We start from the raw sequence: 22,982 nt of genomic DNA on the forward strand, positions 1-22,982 counted from the left end.
GTTGTGGTTGCCGTCCAGGACCGCCCGCGCGCGTTCGTCGGTATCGCGGAAGGCACGCACGAAGGCCTCCTGCATCCACGTGCTGAACTCAGCCATGGCCTCCATCAGCTGGGACAGGTCTGGTTGGCTGCCTCGACGCAGTAAGCCCAGTTGGCGAACGAGGACGCTGCGGGACGGCTGCTCGGTGGCCTCAAGGAACACCTCGACCGGCAGTCGACCCAGCAAGAAACCGTCGAGAATGCTGGCGGGCAGCGTGGTGCGCTCCAGGACCTTGCGGGTGGCAACAGCGGCGGGTAGCTCGACACTGCGCGGGGCAGCGGTCCCGGCTCCCAGCACATGGGGGAGTGCCTGGCGGTACGACTCGCCCGCGGCCCGGTCTACGGCGGCCACGGCGAGCACGACCTCCGTGCTTCCCGACGAGCCGGTCCGGAAGGACTCCTCCCAATCTTTGAGGGCTTTGAAGTACAGCGGCTCCTGCCCTCTCACAAACTCCAGCGCGGCTTCAACCGTTCCACGCGTCTCTCCCCCGGCGTTCCGCGTCTGCTCCTCCAGCAGCCGGATCACTCCGGACTTGAAGGCAGCCGATACGGCGTCAAGGCGGTAGGTGACCGCGTGGGCATGCGTCATGCCGTCCATCAGCTCCGCGTATGCGGCACTGGGCACGTGTTCGACCTGCCGTAGCTTTTGAGCGTCCCGGACGGCCGTCAGCGTCTGCCCGTCCCGGCACGCGACCCGGATACGGCCGCTCCGCAGGAGCGGCGCGAGATCCGACCTTACGGCTTGGCCGTCGGCTTCGTGAGAGGACACCAGAGCACGAAAGAGGGGAGTGTTGAGCGACTGCGAATCGCCAACGAGCAGAGTGTCGGACAGTAGAACGTGGAACAGCACGCGTGCCCGGAGATCCTCGGGGCTTGCGATGGGGGACTGCCGATGGATCTCGACGTCGGAGAGGTAAACCTTCTCTGACGATAACCGGGCATGCTGGTTGACCATGACCACTTCCTTCTGTGACCGTGAGGTGATTGTAGGTGACCGGTCGCGCCGGACGTCCCGAACCGGGCATCCTTTCGCCGGGAGGCGACGAGCCAAACAAGAGGAGGGCACGTGTCCGATGCGGTCCAGGCAGTCATGCCGGACGGAACCTCGATATGGGTGCGCGTCAACGACGAAGACGAGGGCCCCCGGGACACCGGCTTCGGTGACCGCCTGTCACGGCAGCTCGGCGATCTCCCCCAGACCCTGGAGACCGTCACGCGCAGCGTCAGGTCGGGACTGCGGCGCGCGGCCCCGGACGAGGTGACGCTCGAATTCGGCATCGAAATCGCAGTCAAGAGCGGCCAACTGGTGAGCGTCGTCACGGAGGCCGGGGGCAAGGCCACCCTCAAGGTGACAGTTGCCTGGCGCAAGGGGGAGCCCGCAGTGAGCGCCGTCACGGAAACACCCTGCGAGGATCCCGAGGAGGACCCCGAATAACAGGCAGGCACGCGCTGCTCGTACCCGTGCGGTACGCCGATGGCCGCTCCGTGCCCGGCGTACCATCGAACCCTCCTCCACCGTGAACGGTCCGGCGTCGCAGCCGTCACAAGCCGGCGCTGTCGCGGGCCATCCGATAGTCATTGCCGCCGCGCAGTTGCCCGTCTGCAACCCGTCCAGAACCGGAGCTGCTGGTGTCCTCGGCTGATCTTTCACAGCCGCTCCCGGAGCGGCTGCACGCCCCGCCGTCCCAGCAGGCGTGCCTGGATCACCGTCGCCGCGGTCGCCGTGTTCGCCGCGTCAGCCACGGCAGTTCAAGAAGCTGGTGTGGACGGAGGCGGGCTACCCCGACCAGCTCACGCCGGGCGACCGGGCGAGAGAGGCGGAGCTGCCGCCCGACGTGCTGCCCTGGCGGTCATGACGGCGGATGTCCGCTCCGGGAGAGTCTGGTCGGGTCCGCAGGTGGCCCGGCACCGCGCCAGGTACCGGCCCCGACGTCGATGCGGTGTTTCGCATTCGGGGGAGGGACCGCTTCCGCCCCAGGTACCTACTAGGTACCATTCGGGTATGCCATCGCTGAATGTGTCCTTCACCGACGAGGAACTCGAGGGCGTGCGGGCTGCCGCCGCCGCCGAGGGCAAGAGCCTGAAGCAGTACCTCCACGACCTCGGGGTCCGCGAGATGCAGCGTAAGCAGTTCGTCTCCGGCGCCGCCGGATGGGCGGAGCGGCTGCGGGAGGAGTTCGACGCCGCCTTCCCCGACGAGGTGCCGCCCGGCGCTCACGGCAACGAAGTCGCCGCCTGATGCACCTCTACGTCGACGTTTCCTGGCTGCTCGACGTCCAGGAGACCGCGCTCGGCCACGACGACCTCTCCGTCGCCGACTACTCGGCGCTGGTCGCCGCCGTCGCCCGACACAGGACCCGGCTGCCCACTCTCGCGGCCGCCGACCCCGATGCCGCCTGGCGCGCGGCAGCCCTCATGCACACCATCGTGCGCCTGGAGCCTCTCCCGTACCGCAACAGCCTGTACGCCGCCTTCATCGCCGCTCAGTACATGGACCAGTCCGGCGAGGGCATCGACCCGCCCTACGGCGCCCCGTCCGACCTCGTCCGCAAGATCCGGGACACCGGCATCCGGATCCAGGAGGTCGCCGACCAGCTGCGCGCCTGGAGGGTATAGCGCCTCAGTCCCCTGCGAAGCGGGGCCGCGATCACTCTACCGACCAGGCGCCTGGCCGCAGCCGGACCCCACCGTCGGCCGTGCCGGCCGCTTCCGTCCAGCGGGCGGCGTGCTCTACGAGTGGAAGCCCCCGTCGGAAATGGAGGTGATCAACAAGAAGTCAGGTCCCTATTCTCAATTCTCACCCGCATGGGACCACCCGCGTATCCGCCCCAGCTCGTGCCCGGCGACCGCATAGCGGCCATCTCACCCTCCTCCGGCCTCCCCGGGGCTCTTCCCACTCCTGTACGAGCTGGGAATCAAGCGGCTACGTGAGGAGTTCGACCTGGAAACGGTGGAATAACCGACCACCCGCAAGATGGGCGCCACCTCCAAGGAGCGCGCCGACGACATCCACGCCGCGTTCGGCGACCCGACGATCAAGGGGGTGAGGGCCGGCGTCGGCCAGATCACGGTGCTCTCCTTACCGGACCGCGAGTTGATCCGTCCCCACCGCAAGCCCTTCTTCGGCACCAGCGACAACACCGCGTCCGGGGCGGAGTCCCAGGTGGGCGCCCTGGAAGTCGGCCGTCGAGGTCGAGGTGCCAGTCGCCGGACCGGCGCTGGACCGGTAGGCGTTCGGCACCGGGGCCCTCGCGGACTTGCCTTCCGCGGAGGCGGCCCCGGGCGGGAGGCCCGGGTCGAGCAGGTCGGTGTGGATGGTGCGGGGCACGGGTTCTGCGGTCGCGGGGTGAGCGGCTGCGTGAGGCAGTTGTCGTGGGGGTCGCAGTTCCTCTGCGCCGGCTCTGGGGCACCCGCCGGGCCGAGACGAAGGAAGCGGCCTCGATGGTGCGCAGGTCGGCCGCCGCCAAGGCATCGGCGAGGTCGCAGCGGTCGGCCGCGGGTACCACGACGGGTTCATCCTGGAGGCCGTCGCGAAGTACCACGTCGGTGAGCCGGACGTTCGCCTGCGTCACCTCAGATCACCCCGGCGGCGCGAAGTTCCGCCGACCGGGCGTCACCGATGCGGAGCGTTCCGCCGAGCAGCTTGTCGGTGTGCTCTCCAGTTCCGGGCCGATCCGCTGGACTGCCGGGACTGTTGGGCAGGGCGGGAACGACCGGGGAAGCGCACCCTCTGCACCTGCTCATCGATGAAGACCTCGAATTCCTGTACCGTTCCGCGCGCCAGATACCGCGGCTCCTCGACGATGCTGGTGGCGTTGTGGACCGGGCCCGCGGGGAAGCCGGCCTCGGTGAGGGCGTCCAGGGCTTGGCGCAGGTTGCGACGAGAGGTCCAGTCCGTGATGGCCTGATCCCCCGTTCCGGCGCTCGGGTACAACTGCGGCGCCGCTGCGGGCCGACGCACCGTCAACCCCCGGGGGCCGGCGCACGTCAGACCCGGTCTCTGGCCCGCGCCGAGGCGGCCTACGAGCGCGCGGGCGGGGGGGGGGGGAGAGAGAGCCGGACGCCTGGCTGTCGTTCCTCAGGCCGGCCGAGCTCACCGGCCTGGCCGACGCCGCCCATCACGCTTTTGGCCTTGGTCCGGCGACGTCCTCCCGCTCCCCGACGCACCCCTGTACGACGCTTCCTGCAACTGCGCCGAGACTGACTTCATCGTGCGACCGGCATGCCATGCCACCGGCCGGGCTTGCCTTCGACGGCGCCCTTCTCGTCCAGCCGCTCAGTACATCGGCGCGCGAGTGACGCGGTCCGCGGCGGTCCGCGAACTGCGGACGGCTGCGGCGGCCACGACCGCGTCCACCAGCATGTTCGGGGCGTGGTGTACCTCAGGAGGGCCGGACGCTGATCAGCCCGCCTGGCTGCTGTCCTTGTACGCGCCCCAGCCGTGCCAGCGCTCGATCTCGATCCAGGCGCTGACCCGCGCCCGGTCTCGTTGCGCGTAGGGCTTGCCGGTGTACTGCTGGCTGAGCCGGTCGATACCGGTGAGGTCTGAGTCGTTTCGCATCTCGGCGACCCGGCCGATGAGGCTGATGTGGTTGTACCAGTTGGCTTCGTCCAGCACCGTGAGAGCGACCCGTGGATCGTTGCGCAGATGGTCCAGACGCTTGCGGCCCTCGTCCATGTTGACCAGGACGCGGCCGTCGTCCTCCCACAGGTACCAGGTGGCGGTGGAGACGGGCTGGCCATCCGGCCGGAGCGTGGTGATGACCGCCGGATTGGCCTTTTTGATCATGGCGATCGCATCGGGGGTAAGCGGAGGCTTCGACATCGTGCTTCTCCTCGACAGCTGTATTGGTTGGGGGCCCGTCTGCTGTGGCCTCGTACACGCTGTCACATTTCACGCGAGAGGAGCTGTCGCACGACGCTCGCCGCCCAGATGGTGCCCGTGTGGGCGAACGGCGCCCTCCCACAGTCGCAGTGAGGTCTCTGAGGATCTGGCGAGCCCGCTTCTCTTGCTTTCGCCGGACCCCATCGCCATGTCCGGCATCCCGGAGCGCGGTACCGCTTTCCCAGTGTCCCGCGTACCGCCAAGAGAGCGGACGGGACTGGTCGAGGCGCTCGAGCGGGTGACTCGGCCCAGGAGATCCCGCGAGCCGCGATGAGTCCTGCGGCGTCCGGCGGTCCTAAGGTGGAACCCGTCGCCGAGGAGGACTTCTGATGCGCAGCGTGACGTATTCGATGGGTGTCTCACTTGACGGCTACATCGTGGGGCCGGACGGCGCCTTCGACTGGACGGCGCCCGACGCGGAGGTCTTTCGCTTCTGGATCGACGAGATTCGAGGGGTCGGCGTTCACCTCTTGGGACGACGACTGTACGAGACGATGCTGTACTGGGAGACCGCCGACCAGGATCCATCGCTTGACGACTCAATGCGCGAGTGGACCTCGCTCTGGAAGCCGCTCCCGAAGGTGGTGTTCTCCACCACGCTGTCGGCGGTGCAGGGCAATGCCCGCCTGGTCTCCGGCGGCCTGGCGGAGGAGATCGAGCAGTTGCGAGCCGAGCCGGAGGAGGGCGACATCGCGATCGGCGGCGCCACTCTCGCCGCCGAGGCGGCCGCGATGGGGCTGATCGACGAGTACCGGGCCATGGTCTACCCGGTGCTGGTTGGCGGTGGAATTCCGTTCCTTCCTCACGGCGAGCGCCGGGTGGATCTCGAACTCGTCGAGACCCGCACCTTCAGCTCGGGGGTCGTCTACCTCCGCTACCTCGTGGCGCGTTAGTCGGTTCGTCCGCCGAGTTTTCCGGCACTCGGACGATGCTGTCCGTGATGCGGGCCAGGGTGGGGGAGGGTGATGCATCGGAACGAAAGACCCGGCGGCGCTCGCACGTGATGTGAACATGTCCGCCGGTCACCTGAGTCGGCAGTTCCGGGCCGCCTATGGTGAGTCGCCGTACGCGTACCTGATGACGCGTCGCATCGCGCGGGCGACGGCGCTGCTGCGGCGGGGCGACCCCGCCGTCACCGAGGTCTGCTTCGCGGTCGGCTGCGCATCGTTGGGCACGTTCACCACCCGCTTCACCGAACTGGTCGGCATGCTACCCGGGGCCTTCCGGCCCCAGGCGGCGGATGCGGCGGTCGGCCGTGCCGATGCTGAGCGTACGGCCCGCGAGGCGGGGTCGGCCGTCGAGGTGGAGGGGATGCCGGCGTGCGTGGCGAAGCAAGTCTCGAGACCGGTCAGGAATCGAGAAGCCCCGGCGGCCGCGCAGCCCTAGCGTGATGGTCATGGCAACCACTACTTCCACCGCAGCCGCCACGGCCCTGGCGTCCGTCACCCTTGAGGTGGCCGACCCCGAGGCCGCCCGCCGCTTCTACAGCGCCTTCGGGGTGGACACGTACGTACGCCTGCGGGTGTGCGAGGCACACTCCACCGGATTCCGCGGCTTCACTCTGGCGCTCACTGTGTCCGGGCCGGCCACCGTCGACAGCTTCGTCGGCACGGCCCTGGACGCCGGCGCCACGGTACTGAAGCCCGCCGCGAAGTCGCTGTGGGGCTACGGCGGCGTCGTCCAGGCCCCGGACGGGACGATCTGGAAGATCGCGACCTCGGCGAAGAAGGACACGGGTCCCGCCACCCGCGAGATCGACGAGGTCGTCCTGCTGCTCGGCGTCGAGGACGTGAAGGCCACCAAGCAGTTCTACGTCGGCCGGGGCCTGACCGTGGCCAAGAGCTTCGGTGGCAAGTACGCCGAGTTCGCCCCCGGTCGGTCCAGCCCCGTCAAGCTGGCGCTGTACAAGCGCCGTGCCCTTGCCAAGGACCTCGGAGTTCCCGCCGACGGCACCGGCTCGCACCGCATCGTCCTCGGCAGCACCGTCGGCACCTTCACCGACCCGGACGGGTTCGTCTGGGAGGCTGCCGCCTCGCTCGCGCCGACGCCGTCCTGACGTCCGGTCCCCGCCCTCCCGCCCGGCCCCACCCTGTACGAGAGGAAACCTGCCACGCCGTCCACGAAGTCGTCCCCCGAGGACTCCGGCACGACCACCGAGAAGCACAACGGATTCACCGCCGAGGAGCGGGCGGCGATGAAGGAGCACGCACGCGAGGAGAAGAAGGCGGCCGCGCGGCGCGGTTCGTCCCGGGCGGAGAAGGATGCGGCGGCGGAGCGGGACGTGCTCGCGAAGATCGCCGAGATGCCTGAGGCGGACCGCGTGCTCGCCGAGCGGATCCACGAGATCATCAAGACCACCGCTCCGGACCTGGCTCCTAAGCTCTGGTACGGGATGCCCGCGTACGCCAGAGACGGCAAGGTCGTCTGCCACTTCCAGAGCGCGGAGAAGTTCAAGTCGAGGTATGCCACGCTCGGCTTCAGCGACCAGGCGGCACTCGACGACGGCACCATGTGGCCGACCGCTTACGCCCTGAAGGAGCTGACAACGGCCGACGAACAGCACATCAGTGCGCTTGTCAAAAAGGCGGTGGGCTGAGGCCGGCCGGGGCAGAACCGGCGGCGAGAGCGACCGAGCCGTGGAAGATGTTCACACGCTTGGCACAACGCGTCGGCGCGGCCGGCTGGTCCCGCAGGAAGGCGCGCCGGGATCGAGGTCACGGCGGAGTTGGCCCGGGGCCGGCTGCGCGATCAGCACCCTGTCTTGGCCGGTCACTCGTTGAGGCTCGGCGCGCGTGGTTGGGACAACCAGCCGTGGCCTCCCGGTGACGACCTCGCCGTCCGGTTGCCGTGGGCGAAGCAGTCGGCGGATGCGCTGCTGCGCACGGAGGATGCCTGGCTTCCCACCCTCGCCCCGCGCCTTCCGCTGCCGGTCCCTGTCCCGCAGCGCCTCGGTGAGCCCTCCGAGTTCCGCGGCCGTGGATCGTCACGACCTGGGTGCGGGGCGCGAGCCCCGCTGACCGCGCCCCGGCCACGCGCGCTGCGAAGGCGGCCGACACATTGGCCGGCTCTCTGACGGCTCCTCACCACCCCGCTCCCGCGGGGGCGCCGTCCGGTCGTGACCGCGGGGGCCACTGGCTGGCCATGCCGAGCAGTTCGCCGAGCTTCTCACCCTCGGCCACCGAGCTGGGGCTGATCCCCGACGCGGCCCCCGTCCGCGCGGTCTGGGAAGACGCTGCCGCCGCGCCCGACTGGGCGGGTCCGGGGCTCGGGCTCCACGGTGACCTGCATCCGGCCTCTGACGGTCACCCCGCCACCCGGCGCCTCAAGTGATCCATTTCCGGTCGGTCATACATGGGCCTCCGCACAAGGAGACACGTCCTCACAGATGGAGGGAACCGCCGGCCCGCGGGCGATCAGGACGTCGGCTTTGCGGTGCCAGCCGAGGGAGGAGTAGAGGCGCTGGCCTTCCTCGCTGGCAATGAGAAGACCGGTACGGGCACCCTGGGACACGGCGGCCTCCGCCAGGGTGCTCATGATGGCGCGGCCCAGGCCGCGGCGGCGGTGCGCCGCGTCCGTCTCGATGCGATCGGCGATCGCGTCGCCGCCGACCACGGCAATGGCGCCGCGCGCTGCCACCTCTCCCGAGGGGCCATGGAGGGAGACGGTCGTGACCGGTCCCTCCGTGCGCACCTCGCGCTCGTACGGTGCGGCGGGCGCGTGCTGCGGGTGCACGGTCAGATCGGTCGTCATGAACCACTCGGACCGGTGGAGCAACTCCAGTCCGGCGGCTTCGACGACGGCTTCGACTGCGCCTGGACGCAGCGTAGGTACGGTGAGCCAGGTGATCTGCCGCGCGGCGGCGACGGCTGCCGCCAGCCGCGCCAAGGACTCGGGCTCCTCGTCCGCGCGCAGCGCGAACACCTCGACCTCTCGGCCGGGTTGGTCGCAATTGGACCGCAGGCCGTCCCCGGCGGGCTCGAGCGGCTCGGCCTCGGGCAGGGAGCGGGCGACGGTCCAGCCGTCCAGCCAACGTCGTATGAGCTCTGTCTCGATCCTCGTCATCCGGCGATTAGAGCATGACCGCAACCGGTGGGCCGGGGAACAGCCGTCCCTCGTTGTTCGCCGCCGCCCAAGGACCCGCCCTCCAGAACACCTGCAGCGGGTCGCAGTCGTCCGGCCCGGCCGGCAGGTCGGGGATGACCCTGCGGTACAGCTGCGCAAGCCCGATCAGCGGCAGTGGTGCGGTCGCAGCGGGCTCCTCGACGCGGTGTTCCTGCTCCAGTTTCTTCAGCAACTGCCGTTCCTCGTCCGTGGGGCCGGGGTTGGTTTCGCTGAGCCAGGTGGCAGCCAGGTTCCGCCGCCACCGGTGGATGTCCGCCGGGCGTCGGCCACGCGCGTGGCCATGGGGCTCGGTGCCCACCGGCCCCGGGTCGTCCGCCGGCCCCAGCAGCGGACCGCCCACGGAACCGTCCGCCACGTCCGGTCGGCCCGGGCGCGGATGGAGCCGGGTGGTGGTGCCACAGTGGGCCGACAGCTCGGGGAACAGCGCCTCGACCTCGAGCGGGCGCGGCGATGTAGTCCTGGAGATGCAGGTGACCTTGGACAGCTGTGACAGCTCGCCCGTGGGATGGGGTCGTTCTTCAAGGAGTGCGGTTGTGCCAGGCCGATCGCTGCCGGCACCGGTACGCGATCCGGTTCAGGGACGCTCTCGGCAAGCAGCGTGAAGAGGCCGGTTTCGGCACGCAGGACGACGCGATCGAGCGCCTGACGCAGAACTACGCGGAGAGAAAGAAGACAGCGCCATCGGTTGCCGAAGCCCGCCGCGAACTCGGCCGGCGGACGGTCGCGGAATACGCGAAGCAGTGGCGCCCCGGCAACGGAGATGACGGAGTACTCCACGGGGTCCGCTCCCGGTGCCTGACGGGATGTCGGGCCGGCCGCGAAAAGGACTGCGGTGACATGGGGAAGCGCCTTGTTGAAGCGAGGCGGATCATCGACTGCGTCGGCTGTAGAGGCTCGACCGGCCGAAAATGCTGAGTCGCTTGGCGTACGGGTGCGGGATTCCGGCGGGTCAGACAGATGAGGTTCGAGAAGTCGGCGAGTGGCCTGACGCGGTGGTGCCCGTCGGGTGTGGACCGTTCACCGGCGGACGGCGGAGGGCTTGCGGGTGCGGCAGGCGGGTCATGGTGCTGAACCGTGCTGCGCGGCGGCGCAAATGCCGGTGGCCGAGGGCGGGTTCGGGGGGAGCGGGTGGCCGCGTGGTCCGGTAGAAGATCCCTTTGCCGAGCTCGACGAGGAGCAGGTAGACGACGACCATGGCGGCTACCGCGGCGAAGAAGGCTGTCGGTAGGGGCTGGAAGCCGAGGACATTCGCCAGCGGGGTGGCCGGCAGGCCGGCGCCGAGGGCGACGACTCCCAGCGCGGTCAGTGTCAGAGGCAGGCTGGGGCGGCTGCGCCAGAACGGTATGCGGCGGGTGCGGATGGCGAAGATCACCAGGGTCTGGGTGGCGAGGGACTCCACGAACCAGCCGGTGTGGAACTGGGCGGCGTCGGCGTGGAAGACGCCCAGCATCACGGCGAAGGTGACGAAGTCGAACAGGGAGCTGATCGGCCCGAAGCAGATCATGAAGCGCCGGATGAAGGCGATGTCCCAGTGCGCGGGGCGGCGTACCTGCTCCTCGTCGACCTCGTCGGTGGGGATGGCGAGCTGGCTGGTGTCGTAGAGAAGGTTGTTGAGCAGGATCTGGGAGGGCAGCATCGGCAGGAAGGGCAGGAACAGTGAGGCTCCGGCCGCACTGAACATGTTGCCGAAATTGCTGGACGTGCCCATCAGGACGTATTTGATGGTGTTGGCGAAGATTCGCCGTCCCTCGGCGACCCCGTCCGCCAAAACCCCGAGGTCCTTCTCCAGCAGGATCACGTCGGCGGCGTCCTTGGCCACATCGGTGGCCGAATCCACCGAGATGCCCACATCGGCGGCGTGCAGTGCGAGGGCGTCGTTGACGCCGTCGCCGAGGAAGGCGACGTCGCGGCCGGTTCGCCGCTGGATCCGTACGATGCGGGCCTTGTGCTCGGGGCTGACCCGGGCGAAGACGGTGGTGTCGCGGATGGCGGTGGTGAGCCGCTCGTCGTCCATGGCGTCGAGGTCGGTCCCGGTCAGCACGGCGGCGTCGGTCAGCCCCAGGTCGTGGCAGACCTTGGCGGCGACCGCGGGGTTGTCCCCGGTGACGATCTTCACCGTGACGCCGAGCGCGTCCAGCTGCCCCAGTGCATCGGCCGCGTCGTGTTTGGGCGGGTCGAGGAAGACCAGCAGACCGGCCAGACGGAGGTCCCTCTCGTCGGCGGCGCGGAGTGCGGTGGCCGGGTGGGCGGGCCGGGTCGCAACCGCGACGACGCGGTTGCCTGCGGCGAACTCCGCGGCCAGCGCCTCACGGACTGGCCCGGGCACCTCCACGCAACGTTCCAGCACCGTCTCCGGGGCTCCCTTGGTGATGAGCACCGTGTCACCGGCGCGATCGGTGACGGTGACGGAGACCATCCGCCGCTCATGGTCGAAGGGCAGGACGCCGGTCCGCGTCCAGCCGCTCAGCCACGAGCGCTGAGCGGCGGCGGCCGGGGAGTCCCACAGGGCGTCGTCGAGCGGGTTTCCGCCCACGGGCCGGCCCTGGCCGTCCACGTCCGATTCGGTGCACAGCAGCCCCCGGCACAGCACTTCCTCCGCTGGGGTACCGGCGACGGGTACGGCCCGCATGAAATCGATGCGGCCCTGGGTGAGGGTTCCGGTCTTGTCGGTGAACAGCACATCGACGTCGCCGAGGTCCTCGATGCACACCAGCCGTTTGACCAGCACCTTGCGGCGGCTCATCCGCCGTGAGCCCGCGGCCAGGCTGGTGGAGACGACCGCGGGCAGCAGTTGCGGCGTGATGCCGACCGCGATGGCCAGTGAGAACAGCAGGGCGTCGATCAGCGGCTTGTGCAGTGCGACGTTGATGATGAAGATCGACGTGGTCAGTGCCCCGGCGACGTGGACCAGGAGCATGGAGAAGCGGCGCAGTCCCACCTGGAACTCGGTCTCCAACTGGTGTCCGCTCAGCCCGGCGGCGATCTTCCCGAACTCGGCTTCGGCGCCGGTGGCGACCACGACACCGCGGCCGCTTCCGGAGTGCACCACCGTGCCCATCAGGGCGCAGCCGGACAGGTCCGCCAGCGCCGTGCCGGCCGGCACGGCAGCGGTGTCCTTGGCGACCGGCAGCGACTCACCGGTCAGCACCGACTCGCTGCACTCCAGTCCCGCGGTCGCGAGCAGCCGCAGATCCGCGGGCACGATGTCGCCGAGCCGCAGCTCGACCACATCACCCGGGACCAGGGCGGTGACCTCCACCTCCTGTGGTCGCCCGTCTCGCAGCACGACCGCGCGGTGACGGATCTTCGCGTGCAGCGACTGGGCGGTCTTCTCCGCCCGGTATTCGTTGATGAAACCAAGGCCGACGGAGAGCGCCACGATCACCCCGATGATCATGGCGTCGCTGCGCTCCCCGACGAAGTACGACACGACCGCCGCGGCGAGCAGCAGGCCGAGCAGCGGCGACCGCACCTGATGCCACAGCACCAGCCAGGCCCGGGCCCGGTGGGAGTGGACGGCGTTGGGGCCCCAGCGCTTCAGCCGTCGTGCTGCCTCCTCCGACGACAGGCCGCCTTGCGGTACCTGGAGATCACGGAGCACCTGCGCGGTGGGCAGGGCGGCCGCGGAGACGGCACGTCCCGCGGCCGCCGGCTTCGCTCCGACAGTGGTCACCATCAGCGACCACCGCCCCGGCGTTCGCCCTCCCACACAGGGGAACGCGTCGGCGTAGAGCCGGAGGAATGTCCGGCAGTGCTCAGTGGCCGGGCGGACGGGCCCGCACCCGAATCACGGGTCAGTTGCCTCACCATCCCACCTTCCACCCTCCGCCGCTCACGTCCCAATGGGCCTTCGGGCCCTGTTACCGGGACCTGCTGCCCACCGTGCGGCGTGCTTCGGTCAGTCGGTGTGACGGCCATGAGAGCGCCCGACAAGTGAGGCCGCCCGCTGGACGACGGCCCATCCCGGCGGTCGCCATCCGGTGGGGGCGACGCCCGGCCGATGGCGGGGAACCCGTATCCGCAGCGTCCGGGGACTGATCCGGCACCGGACGGGAGTCCGCGGTCCTGCACCAGGGCGGCATACGCTCCGAACGACACGTTGCTGACACGGTCGCAGAATGGCTGAAGGATTTCCCCCACTCATATGCCGTTGTTGACGTGCGCGCCGTAAACGCGGCGTGACCGGGCGTGCCGCGCCCGCTCTGGCGTAGGAGGTCACCTTTCCCCCGCGTCGCTTCAAGACGAGGTTCCGGGCCATATCGGAGGGCAGGCCCCTCCTACCACCAGAGAGGGGTCCGCCGGTCCACCCGTTCGGCAGCACGCCGCGCCTGCGGGCCGGGGCACCCCTAGCATGCTGATTGTGCGACCCATTCTCCCGAAGATTGAGGGCGGCCGGGTACAGGGCCTCCTGCAGCTCATCGAGGACGGCATCCACCTCGTCGTCGCGGCGCTCCTCGTACTGCTCGCGGGGCTCCTGAGCGTTGGGGTCGTCCACGACGTCATCAGGTCGGTCCAGGGGCCGTACCGCGAGGAGACGGTCGTTCTCTCCGCCCTGGACAACAGCCTTGTGCTGTTCATCGTGGCCGAGCTGCTCCACACCGTCCGCCTCACCATCAGGAACCAGACCCTCGATGCGGAGCCTTTCCTCGTCGTCGGCCTGATTGCCGGCATCCGCAAGGTGCTCATCGTGACGGCCGAGGCGGAGAAGTCCTTCCGGTGGAACGTGGAGGGCATCGAACTGCTGATCCTGGCGGGTCTGATCCTCGTGATGGCGACAGCGGCGTACGTGTGGCGGCGCTCGACGCGGCCGGGAGACTATTTCCCGCTCGGGGAGGCGCGGCGCCCCCCGGCGCCGTCACCCACCTCGGTGCGCGGGTCCTGATCCGTCACCTTCCGCAGCCAGGGTCGCCCGCACCCGCTGGTCCTCGCGAGCAGAGCCGACGTCCCGTTCCAGGGGTGTGCGGCTCACGGCCGTCGCGAGGTCTTCCAAGGCCCGTTTTTGCAGTTCCGCCTCGCGCCGCCCAACCGGGCTCCCGTTGCCGGCGGCGGCGTCCTCCCACGCGTGGAGCGCCTCCTCCACGCGCCCCCAGTCCGGATTCCTGTGCTCGCGCACGTCGACTGCTGCCTTCGCGGTGTCCGTCTCCAGGGCCTCGGCGAACCGCTCCGCCTCGGGGACGAAACGGCTGTCGGCCCGTGGGACGTGGCTCTCCATGAGCATCGCCGCCCGGCCGAACCCCTTGAGCGCTTCCTGCGCCTCCCGCGCCTCGCGCGACGTCAGACCTCTGGGGCGGACCGGTTCCTGCCTTGCCTGTTCGTATGCCTCCTGCCAGGCGGCACGTGCCTCCCTGCTCGCCAGCAGTGCCCTGCGCATGTCGGCGTGATGCTCCCGGGTCGGTTCGGCGTAGTTGCGGAGCACCGCGGCCGCGTAGCGGCCGTTGGCGGCGAGCCAGTCCGCAAGCCGAGCGGGCAGCCGGGGTGTCTCCCATGCGGGGAACACCACGTACGCCAGCATTGCCAGGACCCCGCCGAGCAGGGTGAGCACCACCCGCTCCGGGACCGTCTGCTCCCATGCCTGGCCGCCCATGCCGAGCAGGAAGACGACGTACGCGGCAGTGAAGCACTGGGAGTAGGCGTAGCCGGTACGGATCAGCGTGTACGACAGGCCCGCCGAGACCACCGCCAGCGCGCCGAACACATGGGCGTCCGGTCCCAGGCCCCGCACCATCCCGGTGGCGAGCGCGACCCCCGCCAGGGTCCCGGCGAAACGGGCCACCGCACGCGCGTACGTCCCGTGGAAGTCCGGCCGCATCACCATCACCGAGGCGATGGGCGCCCAGTAGCCGTGGCCCAGGGGGAGCCGGGCGGCGATCAGATAGCCGAGCGTGGCCACCGCCGCGAGGCGGACGGCGTGCCGGAACACGGGCGAGTCCCGGCGGAGCTCACGGCGGACCGCCCGGACGACGACCGGGACCAGCCGGAACATTGTCGGGCGCACCAGGAACGGGGCGCCCGCGGGGCCGGGGGGCGTGGGCGTCCTCCCGCGCGCGCCGCCGCTCCCGGCGATCTCCAATGCCTCCCCGAGCAGTTCCACGAGCCGCTCGGCGGCTTGCCGCGCGGGGCCCTCCAGCACCTCGTGCTCCTCGTCGACGCGCAGGACGTCCGTGCTCGCGGGCCGCACCTCGGCGGGAGTGCCGCGGCGGATCGAACGGGCGGCCGCATCCAGGACGTCGGCGGCCGCGTCGAGCAACTCCCGCGCGCGGTCCCGCCCGGGTCCCTCCGCCGGGGCGCCGACGTCCGGGTCGGCGAGTGCGGCGACGACCGGCCGAATGCGCTCGGCGAGTCCCCGGGGGCCGTGGAGGACGGGGGGACGGGTGCGGGCCTGTGACGGCGTCACGGCGGCTGCGTCCCGGGCCGTCATCAACGGTTCCGGGTCGAACGGGGCGGTCGGGTCGTGCCGCAGCCGGCGGGCGTAGTCCGCCACGGCGGCCAGGGCGTCGGCGAGCGCGTCACGATGCGCCCCCCAACGCCGGATCGGGAACAGCAAGATCAGCACGGCCTGCACCACGCCCCCGAGCGCGATGACCCCGGCGTGCTCCAGGGCTCGCCCGACGCTCGTGGGCAGGGTGACGGTCACCAGCATGCTGCCCACGGTCGTCGCTGCGACGATCCCAGCGGTCGATCCGACGGCCCACGCCATCCCCGCGGCGAAGGCCCAGACGGCCAGCAGTGGGAGGAACGTCACGAGTCGCCCCGCCGCCAGGTAGCCCACGAAGGTGCTGAGCGCCAGACCCGCGCCCGCGGCGAGCGCGATCACCTTGCGTGGACGCCAGGTGCGCTGGAAGGTGGCCCCACCCGCGGAGTAGGCGCCGAGAGCGGCGGACGCGGCATACGCAGGGGAGACCAGCCACAGCGTCGGCCCGATGACGATCGCCACCCCAGCGGCCGTGCGCAGCGCGAGCAGGGGCTCCAGCCGGGTCTCCTCGATCGTGAGCCCAGATCGCACGACCTCCCCGAAGGCCCGCAGCCACGTCACGAGTGTGAGCCTAGCCGGAACGCCCTGCCGGACGCCCTGCCGGGTCGCGTCGGCCTGGTTGAGGTGCGGCAGCCGTCGGGCAAGGAAGCCTCCCACACCGCCCGCGAACCGGCTGGCGGCCGCAGCCGCTGGACGGGGTGCTGCCACTGCGGACCCTGCTGAGCGTCCACCGTCCGTCCTCCGGGCCGGAGCGCGCGCAATCGCCGTGGGTTCAGGTCTGGCCGGAGCGCGGGCGATTGCCCCAGCCCCGGCCGGAGGACGGGCAGATCCGCCCCGGCCGGAGGACGGGCAGATCGCCACCCGCCCCCCTCGGACCGGTCCGATGAAACAGGCGGGACGGCGGCCCCGGTGTCCTACCGCTTGTGGCCGTTCCCGTGTCCGTTCGGATGCAGGACCACCTTGGTCCAGCCCTCGTCACGGGCGTCGAAGTGCTCGTAGGCGGTGGGGGCCTCGTCCAGGCTGAGTTCGTGTGAGACGACGAAGCTCGGCTTCGCCTTCTCGCCGGTGATCAGATCCCGCAGCGCCCGGTTGTACCTCTTCACCGGCGCTTGCCCGGTGCCCATGCGCTGGCCCTTGAACCACATCATGCCGAAGTCGATCGGGACCTTGCCCTGCGCCTCCAGCTCGCCCTGGGCCTCCTCGCCTCCGGGGTCCTGGGGCAGGAACACGCCCACCACGCCGATGTCGCCCGTGAACCTGACCGAGTCGATCAGCCCGTTGAGCGTGAGGCTGGCGTCCTCGTGTCCGTCGGGGTCGTGCGCCTGGTAGCCGACGCACTCACAGCCGTTGTCGGCGCCCAGACCGAGGGTGGCCTCCTTGACGACCTCCGCCGGGTTCTGCTCGGTGGTGTTGATCGGGATGGCGCCGATCTCCTCCGCCTTGCGCAGCCGGTCGGGCTGGTGGTCGGCCACCCAGACGCGGCCGGCGCCCTTGATGAGGGCGGAGTAGGCCGCCATCAGCCCGACGGGACCGGCCCCGAAGACGATGGTCTGGTCGCCCGGTTTGACGTGGGCCATCTCGGTGGCGTGATACCCGGTCGGGAAGATGTCGGCGAGCATCACGTAGTCGGCCTGCCGCTCGGCGGCGTCCTCGCCCAGGCGCAGCGCATTGAAGTCGCCGTAGGGCACGCGCAGCAGTTCCGCCTGGCCGCCCTGGTAGGGGCCCATGTCGGCGAATCCGTAGGCGGCTCCGGCGAGGGCCGGTTCCGGCTGCATGGTCAGGCAGTAGTTGGTCAGACCCCGCTCGCACTGCTTGCAGAAGCCGCAGGCGATGTTGAAGGGCAGGACCACATACTCGCCGACCTGGACCTTGCGGACGGCCGAGCCGACCTCCACGACCTGGCCCATGTTCTCGTGTCCCAGGGTGCGGCCGGACTCGAACGAGGTGCGGCCCTCGTACATGTGCAGATCCGAACCGCAGATGTTGGTAGTGGTGATCTTGACGATGATGTCGCAGGGGTGCTCGATCTTCGCGTCCGGTACGTCCTTCACTGAGACCGTTCGCGGACCTTCATATACCGCTGCTTTCATGAGGATTCCTTCGGTGCCGCGGCATGACCGCGGCACGGCGGTGATGGAGACGGCGCAAAGAGCCTGACTCCCGGGAGTTGATGCGACGGGGTCCGTGGCTCCGGCATGCCTCTGCGGGCCGCTCACCCGGTTCAGGTGGAACGGGTGGTGCCGCCGTCGGCTGGCCAGGCGGAGCTTCGGCGCTCCGGCGGCGTGCCGTCCGAGTCCCCGTCGGCTCCCGACGCGAAACGACCACGCACCGATCCATCAGCGGAATCCTCGTACGCGCACGACCACCAACCACCAAGCACCAACGAATCTCCGACTCAGGTCACCAATTGGTCACCGCCGTCGTCCTGGAGCATGCGGCGGCGTTCCTGTTCGCGCTTGGAGTAGGCGGCTGCCCGGATCGCCTCGTCGCTCTCCAAACCGGATCCCAGCGCGCCGCCCACCGTGGCAACCGAAGCGACGAACCAGGACAAAGTCCAGTATTCCGCGGCACGCAGCGGGGTTCGTGTCGTGGAGGCGAACACTTGGTCGTTGAGGATGAACAGGGCCCACAGCAAGTTAATGACGATCAAACCCGCGTAACAGACGAGCACCCCGATACCCACGGTCATGACCGTCGAGGCGTTGTAGAGCCTCGCCCTCCGCCTCGCCTCCCGCGAGACCTCTGCTGATCGATGCCACAGCTGCGCGTCCACGATCAGCCAGCCGATCATGAGCGCGACGGACCCGACCGTGGCGATCACGAGACGTGGCGTGCTCAGGGACTCGGCCAGGTTCCAGATGGTGGAGTTCACGGTGGCGACTGCTCCCGTGGCGAGTGCGGCCGCCAGGGCTTTCGACAAGCCCGGCACCAAGCGCCACGGCCGGTTGGCGCGCACCATACCGAGGAGCACCCTCAGGTAACCGCGCGGCCCGCTGATGATGTACCGGAGATCAGTGGTCTCCTCCTCACCGACCTGGCCCGGGTGAATAGGCGCGAGACGACTGACGAAGGGCGCCAGAAGCGGCTGACTCTGCGGAGGTCCTTCAGCCCCGGTGGCCCGCGGGCCGGCCAAGCTGAGCACGGCTTCTTCCACGGCCCGCCGGGCCCTCGTCTGCAGACGCAAGCACCCCAGCGGGGGAAGAGACAGCAGCGCCAAGCCGTGTTCGTGACTCAGATCCACCACGAGCTTGCGCCCGTGTGAGTGCAGCGGAAGGTCGGTGAGGGCCACGACGATGTCCCAGCTCTCCGCACTTCCGCGGTCCATGATCCGGCGCATCAAGGTGGGCGGGTCCTCGGTTCCTGCGGTGAAGGGCTCACTGACCACCTCGACATCGAACCGTCGCCCCTGGCCCGACTTGTCGGCGAGCCGAGCAGGAAGTATCCGGGCCATGCGCTGCGCGATCTCCGTCGGTGCGTCCGGATCCGCCAGAAGAGCCACGACCGTAACGTCCTGAGACGACACCCGCATGACTCCTTCTCGTCGGCTGCCCCCGCGATCGCACGTGGCCACAGGATGCCCCCGAGGTAACGCCGACGCCGCGTGACACGCTGGCCCCCACGAGCAGGCGCAGGCGGTACGGTCGGATCTCCTCGTCCTCCCCGTGCGGGGCCTGCTCCACCACGGGGCCGCGGTGGCGTGCGCCACCGCGAACACCCGCTCCGCGACACCCCGGTCGGCACCGCACGCCGCGCCACCGGCCAACCCGCTTCGATGTCCGGCCCGGGAGCAGCGGCTCGATCCGCGCCCACGGCGCGTCGGTGGACGGCGTGCCCGGACCAGCAATCCAAGACGGTCGGCTGCGAGACGCCTACATCTCCGGATGCTCGTGTGAGCGGGGCCCGGTGACGGCGCCTGTCGCGCGGTTCCCGGCGCGATCAGGTAATCAGGAACGGTGAACAAGGACGCGACCGACCCCTTCGTGCATGTCCGGGGCGCCAGTGAGAACAACCTGCGGAACATCGATGTCGACGTTCCGCGGGACGCGATGGTCGCCTTCACCGGCGTCTCCGGGTCTGGCAAGTCCTCGCTCGCGTTCGGCACGCTCTACGCGGAGGCCCAGCGGCGCTACTTCGAGTCCGTAGCACCGTACGCCCGAAGGCTGTTGCAACAGGTCGGCGCACCGCACGTGCAGGAAATCACCGGACTGCCACCGGCCGTGGCCCTGCAGCAGCGCCGCGGATCGCCCAGCTCGCGCTCGACGGTCGGCACCCTCACCACGCTGTCCAATCTGCTGCGCATGCTGTACTCCCGCGCCGGCACCTATCCGCCCCGGGCCGCACGGCTGGAGGCCGAGTCGTTCTCACCCAACACCGCGGCCGGCGCCTGCCCGGAGTGCCACGGACTGGGCGTCGTGCACGACGTCGCCGAGGACCTGCTCGTCCCGGATCCCTCGCTGAGCATCCGCGAGGGGGCGATCGCCGCCTGGCCGGGCGCCTGGCAGGGCGCCAACCTGCGCAGTGTCGTGAGCGGCCTGGGGATCGACATCGACCGACCGTGGCGCCGGCTCAGGAAGAAGGACCGGGACTGGCTGCTGTACACGGACGAGCAGCCCTCCGTGTACATCGAGCCGGAGGAGGACCGCGTCGACTACGGCTACCAGGGCAAGTTCTGGAGCGCCCGCAAGCACGTCATGCACGTCCTCGCCGACTCCAAGAGCGAGAAGATGCGCGAACGGGCGCTCCGTTTCGTCAGGAGTGTGCCCTGCCCCGCGTGTCACGGCAGCGGACTGCGGCCCGAGGCGCTCGCCGTGACCTTCGCCGGACGTTCCATCGCCGAGATCAACGCGATGCCGCTCACCGAGGTCGTGGCGCTGCTGCGGCCCGTCGCGGGGCGGTCCGAGGCCGACGCCACCACGTCGACCGCCCGATCCGGGGAGACGACCGAGGTCGCGGTCCGGATCTGCGGCGATCTGGTCGCGCGGGTCGACGTACTGCTCGACCTCGGCCTCGGTTATCTCAGCCTCGGGCGCCGCTCGACGACCCTGTCGCCCGGCGAGGCGCAGCGCCTGCGGATCGCCACCCAGCTGCGCTCGGGGCTGTTCGGCGTCGTCTACGTCCTCGACGAACCCTCCGCGGGCCTGCACCCGGCTGACGCGGAACCGCTGCTGGACGTGCTGGAGCGCCTCAAGGCGGCGGGCAACTCGCTGTTCGTCGTGGAGCACGACATGGACGTCGTACGGCGGGCGGACTGGGTGGTCGACATCGGCCCCGGTGCGGGCGAGGGCGGCGGACGCGTGCTGTACAGCGGGCCGGTCGCGGGTCTTGAGCGGGTCGGGGAGTCGGCCACGAGCCAGTACCTGTTCGGGCGCGCCCAGCCGCTCGATCACCGCCCACGCACCCCGCGCGGCTGGCTGCACCTACGCGGCGTCTCCCGCCACAATCTGCACGACGTGTCCGTCGACGTACCGCTCTGCGTACTGACGGCGGTGACGGGCGTGTCCGGTTCCGGAAAGTCGACGCTGGTGACGCAGGTGCTCGCCGAGGTCGTCCGCGGCCACCTCGGACTCGTACCCGAGGAACCCGACGAGGCACAGTTGGAGGTCGACGTCCAGGACGCGTCGGGGGTCGAGTCGTTCGACCGGCTGGTCCGGGTCGACCAACGGCCCATCGGCCGAACTCCCAGGTCCAACCTGGCCACGTACACCGGGATGTTCGACGCGGTGCGCAAGCTGTACGCGGCGACGGACGAAGCCAGGGCGCGCGGCTACTCGGCCGGGCGGTTCTCCTTCAACGTGCCCGAAGGCCGGTGCGAGACCTGCCAGGGCGAAGGATTCGTCGCGGTGGAACTACTGTTCCTGCCCGGCACCTACGCGCCGTGCCCGACCTGCGAAGGCGCCCGGTACAACGCCGAAACGCTGGAAGTCACCTACCGCGGCAAGAACATCGCGGAAGTACTGGCGCTGTCCGTCGACGCCGCCGCCAAGTTCCTGTCCGCCGTCCCGGCCGCCTCCCGCAGTCTGGAGACATTGCGCGAGGTGGGACTGGGGTACCTGCGGCTGGGCCAGCCCGCGACGGAACTCAGCGGCGGTGAGGCGCAACGCATCAAACTGGCGACCGAACTGCAGCGAGCCCGCCGCGGGCACGCGCTCTACCTGCTCGACGAGCCGACGGCGGGGCTGCACCCCTCGGACATCGCGCTGCTGCTGCGACAGTTGCACCGGCTCGTCGACGCCGGCAACACGGTCGTCCTCGTCGAGCACGACCTGGACACGATCGCCACCGCCGACTGGGTCATCGACCTCGGTCCGGGAGGCGGCGAGGCGGGCGGGCGGGTGGTCGCGGCGGGCCTGCCGGCCAAGGTGGCGAGGGCCCGCCGCAGCGCCACCGCACCCTATCTCGCGGCCCGCCTCGCGCGCTCCTGACGACAGAGCGAGGGGCTGAGTACCGGTCAGCCGGCTTCGGGGCGCAAGGTCGCACGCGGTGCCATGCTGCGTTCCAGCTTGTGGCGGATATTGCCCAAGAGGTGTCCTGTCTGGGCCCGTTCCACGATGAGTTCGGCGACGTGGCGCATCTTGATGTTCACTTGAGCGTGCCGGCATTCGGCGGCTGCGCGATGCTACGGACGGCGGCCGTACGGAGGCGACCGCCCAGGCTGACCCGCCTGTGGGGTGGAGAGCGGGCCCAGCGGGCCCACCTCCACCGTGCACCGCCTGCTCCCACCGCCTGCGACCAGGCCCCCGGGTCAGCCGGGCATGGGGTGGTGCGCCCGGGCGAACTGCTCCACGACGGCGGCGCAGAAAGCGGGCAGGTCGGCCGGGCTGCGGCTGGTCACCAGCTGCCCGTCGACGACCACCTCCTGGTCGGCAACGACCTCCGCGCCGGCGTTGCGAAGGTCGGTGCGGATGCTGGGCCAGGACGTCAGGCGGCGGCCGCGCACGGCGTCGGCTTCCACCAGGGTCCACGGGCCGTGGCAGATCGATGCAACCGGTTTCCCGCTGGCCATGAAGTCCTTGACGAACTGCACCGCGTCGCGGTCCATGCGTAGCTGGTCGGGGTTCATGGTGCCGCCGGGCAGGAGCAGGGCGTGGTAGTCGTCGACGGAGGCATCGGCGACCAGGCGGTCCACCGGGAAGGTTCCGGCCGCGTTGAGGTCGAACTGGCGGGCCTGGATCTCGCCGTGGTGGAGCGAGACGATCTCGGTCTTCGCCCCTGCGCCCTGCAGCGCACCGCGCGGCTGATCGAGTTCCACGCGCTCGACGCCGTCGGTGGCCAGAATCCCCACCCGCATCCCCCGCAGTTCCTGTGTCATGGTATGGCTCCCTTCACGAGTCGCTGGTTGTGGGACGCGAGCGGTTGGGACACCCGGCAGGGCCTGTCCGGATCCGTGTATCGGTTTGCTGCCTTGTTCAGTACGAGTTCGTGGGAGACGATCCGGGGCGGCTCGGCCTTCCCGGTCTGAGACGAG

Annotated in this window: 21 protein-coding genes and 1 pseudogene; 12 read left to right on the forward strand and 10 right to left on the reverse strand. The window is 70.2% G+C overall.

Annotated features, from left to right (window positions below; translation table 11 throughout):
• The first annotated feature begins 3 nt into the window (after window positions 1-3).
• From ACIQ9G_RS08865 to ACIQ9G_RS08885, 5 genes and pseudogenes are all read left to right on the forward strand, one after another.
• A complete protein-coding gene (locus ACIQ9G_RS08865; protein WP_403607616.1) occupies window positions 4-144 on the forward strand; it encodes a hypothetical protein in 141 nt (46 codons plus the stop codon).
• Between the two features lie 960 nt (window positions 145-1,104).
• Window positions 1,105-1,473, forward strand: a complete 369-nt coding sequence (locus tag ACIQ9G_RS08870) for a CU044_2847 family protein (RefSeq protein ID WP_403607617.1) — start codon at window positions 1,105-1,107, stop codon at window positions 1,471-1,473.
• Window positions 1,474-2,040: 567 nt separating this feature from the next.
• A complete protein-coding gene (locus tag ACIQ9G_RS08875; protein ID WP_403607618.1) occupies window positions 2,041-2,277 on the forward strand; it encodes a hypothetical protein in 237 nt (78 codons plus the stop codon).
• Window positions 2,277-2,654, forward strand: a complete 378-nt coding sequence (locus tag ACIQ9G_RS08880; protein WP_403607619.1) for a toxin Doc — start codon at window positions 2,277-2,279, stop codon at window positions 2,652-2,654. Before ACIQ9G_RS08875 ends, ACIQ9G_RS08880 begins: the two co-directional genes overlap by 1 nt.
• A gap of 189 nt (window positions 2,655-2,843) precedes the next feature.
• Window positions 2,844-3,180, forward strand: a pseudogene (locus ACIQ9G_RS08885) (LD-carboxypeptidase); the annotation flags it as partial.
• A 471-nt stretch (window positions 3,181-3,651) separates the two neighbouring features.
• Here the strand turns inward: ACIQ9G_RS08885 and ACIQ9G_RS08890 are convergent.
• Entirely contained in the window at window positions 3,652-3,999 is a 348-nt protein-coding gene (locus tag ACIQ9G_RS08890; RefSeq protein ID WP_403607620.1) for a CoA transferase, read from the reverse strand.
• A gap of 441 nt (window positions 4,000-4,440) precedes the next feature.
• Window positions 4,441-4,863 (reverse strand): PPOX class F420-dependent oxidoreductase, encoded by a 423-nt coding sequence (locus tag ACIQ9G_RS08895; RefSeq protein ID WP_403607621.1) that lies wholly within the window; start codon window positions 4,861-4,863, stop codon window positions 4,441-4,443.
• 389 nt (window positions 4,864-5,252) lie between these two features.
• On the opposite strand from ACIQ9G_RS08895, the gene ACIQ9G_RS08900 reads away from it, so the two are divergent.
• From ACIQ9G_RS08900 to ACIQ9G_RS08915, 4 genes are all read left to right on the forward strand, one after another.
• Window positions 5,253-5,816 carry a dihydrofolate reductase family protein gene (locus ACIQ9G_RS08900; RefSeq protein ID WP_403607622.1) on the forward strand — a complete coding sequence of 188 codons (564 nt, stop codon included), beginning with the start codon at window positions 5,253-5,255 and terminating at the stop codon, window positions 5,814-5,816.
• Between the two features lie 76 nt (window positions 5,817-5,892).
• Entirely contained in the window at window positions 5,893-6,309 is a 417-nt protein-coding gene (locus ACIQ9G_RS08905) for a helix-turn-helix transcriptional regulator (RefSeq protein WP_403607935.1), read from the forward strand.
• A gap of 4 nt (window positions 6,310-6,313) precedes the next feature.
• Window positions 6,314-6,979, forward strand: a complete 666-nt coding sequence (locus tag ACIQ9G_RS08910) for a glyoxalase (protein ID WP_403607623.1) — start codon at window positions 6,314-6,316, stop codon at window positions 6,977-6,979.
• 138 nt (window positions 6,980-7,117) lie between these two features.
• Window positions 7,118-7,519 (forward strand): iron chaperone, encoded by a 402-nt coding sequence (locus ACIQ9G_RS08915; RefSeq protein ID WP_403607624.1) that lies wholly within the window; start codon window positions 7,118-7,120, stop codon window positions 7,517-7,519.
• Between the two features lie 749 nt (window positions 7,520-8,268).
• On the opposite strand, the gene ACIQ9G_RS08920 is transcribed toward ACIQ9G_RS08915, so the two are convergent.
• Together ACIQ9G_RS08920 and ACIQ9G_RS08925 are read right to left on the reverse strand one after the other, a co-directional pair.
• On the reverse strand, window positions 8,269-8,985 hold the full coding sequence (locus ACIQ9G_RS08920; RefSeq protein WP_403607625.1) for a GNAT family N-acetyltransferase: 717 nt from the start codon (window positions 8,983-8,985) through the stop codon (window positions 8,269-8,271).
• A 7-nt stretch (window positions 8,986-8,992) separates the two neighbouring features.
• Entirely contained in the window at window positions 8,993-9,400 is a 408-nt protein-coding gene (locus tag ACIQ9G_RS08925; protein WP_403607626.1) for a hypothetical protein, read from the reverse strand.
• 176 nt (window positions 9,401-9,576) lie between these two features.
• On the opposite strand from ACIQ9G_RS08925, the gene ACIQ9G_RS08930 reads away from it, so the two are divergent.
• The gene (locus ACIQ9G_RS08930) at window positions 9,577-9,960 is read left to right on the forward strand and encodes a hypothetical protein (protein WP_403607627.1); all 384 of its coding nucleotides are present in this window, start codon (window positions 9,577-9,579) and stop codon (window positions 9,958-9,960) included.
• Window positions 9,961-9,994: 34 nt separating this feature from the next.
• Here ACIQ9G_RS08930 and mgtA read toward each other — a convergent pair whose 3' ends face one another.
• A complete protein-coding gene (gene mgtA / locus ACIQ9G_RS08935) occupies window positions 9,995-12,721 on the reverse strand; it encodes a magnesium-translocating P-type ATPase (RefSeq protein ID WP_403607628.1) in 2,727 nt (908 codons plus the stop codon).
• A gap of 675 nt (window positions 12,722-13,396) precedes the next feature.
• Here mgtA and ACIQ9G_RS08940 point away from each other — a divergent pair.
• A complete protein-coding gene (locus tag ACIQ9G_RS08940) occupies window positions 13,397-13,927 on the forward strand; it encodes a phosphate-starvation-inducible PsiE family protein (protein ID WP_403607629.1) in 531 nt (176 codons plus the stop codon).
• Here ACIQ9G_RS08940 and ACIQ9G_RS08945 read toward each other — a convergent pair.
• The 3 genes from ACIQ9G_RS08945 to ACIQ9G_RS08955 all read right to left on the reverse strand — a co-directional run bounded on the left by ACIQ9G_RS08945 (window position 13,901) and on the right by ACIQ9G_RS08955 (window position 19,046).
• A complete protein-coding gene (locus ACIQ9G_RS08945; RefSeq protein ID WP_403607630.1) occupies window positions 13,901-16,078 on the reverse strand; it encodes an FUSC family protein in 2,178 nt (725 codons plus the stop codon). The two genes, ACIQ9G_RS08940 and ACIQ9G_RS08945, sit on opposite strands and share 27 nt — an antisense overlap.
• Before the next feature lie 353 nt (window positions 16,079-16,431).
• Window positions 16,432-17,607, reverse strand: coding sequence for a glutathione-independent formaldehyde dehydrogenase (locus ACIQ9G_RS08950; protein WP_403607631.1), 1,176 nt, complete (start codon window positions 17,605-17,607; stop codon window positions 16,432-16,434).
• A 305-nt stretch (window positions 17,608-17,912) separates the two neighbouring features.
• On the reverse strand, window positions 17,913-19,046 hold the full coding sequence (locus tag ACIQ9G_RS08955) for a hypothetical protein (protein ID WP_403607632.1): 1,134 nt from the start codon (window positions 19,044-19,046) through the stop codon (window positions 17,913-17,915).
• A 424-nt stretch (window positions 19,047-19,470) separates the two neighbouring features.
• Here ACIQ9G_RS08955 and uvrA point away from each other — a divergent pair, with 424 nt between their 5' ends.
• Window positions 19,471-21,939, forward strand: a complete 2,469-nt coding sequence (gene uvrA / locus ACIQ9G_RS08960; protein ID WP_403607633.1) for an excinuclease ABC subunit UvrA — start codon at window positions 19,471-19,473, stop codon at window positions 21,937-21,939.
• A 26-nt stretch (window positions 21,940-21,965) separates the two neighbouring features.
• Here the strand turns inward: uvrA and ACIQ9G_RS08965 are convergent, their stop codons facing one another.
• Together ACIQ9G_RS08965 and ACIQ9G_RS08970 are read right to left on the reverse strand one after the other, a co-directional pair.
• Entirely contained in the window at window positions 21,966-22,100 is a 135-nt protein-coding gene (locus ACIQ9G_RS08965) for a hypothetical protein (RefSeq protein WP_403607634.1), read from the reverse strand.
• Between the two features lie 159 nt (window positions 22,101-22,259).
• The gene (locus ACIQ9G_RS08970; RefSeq protein ID WP_403607635.1) at window positions 22,260-22,826 is read right to left on the reverse strand and encodes a type 1 glutamine amidotransferase domain-containing protein; all 567 of its coding nucleotides are present in this window, start codon (window positions 22,824-22,826) and stop codon (window positions 22,260-22,262) included.
• Window positions 22,827-22,982 lie beyond the last annotated feature (156 nt).

The sequence above is a fragment of the Streptomyces sp. NPDC096152 genome (genome assembly GCF_044763235.1).
Taxonomy (GTDB): Bacteria; Actinomycetota; Actinomycetes; order Streptomycetales; family Streptomycetaceae; genus Streptomyces.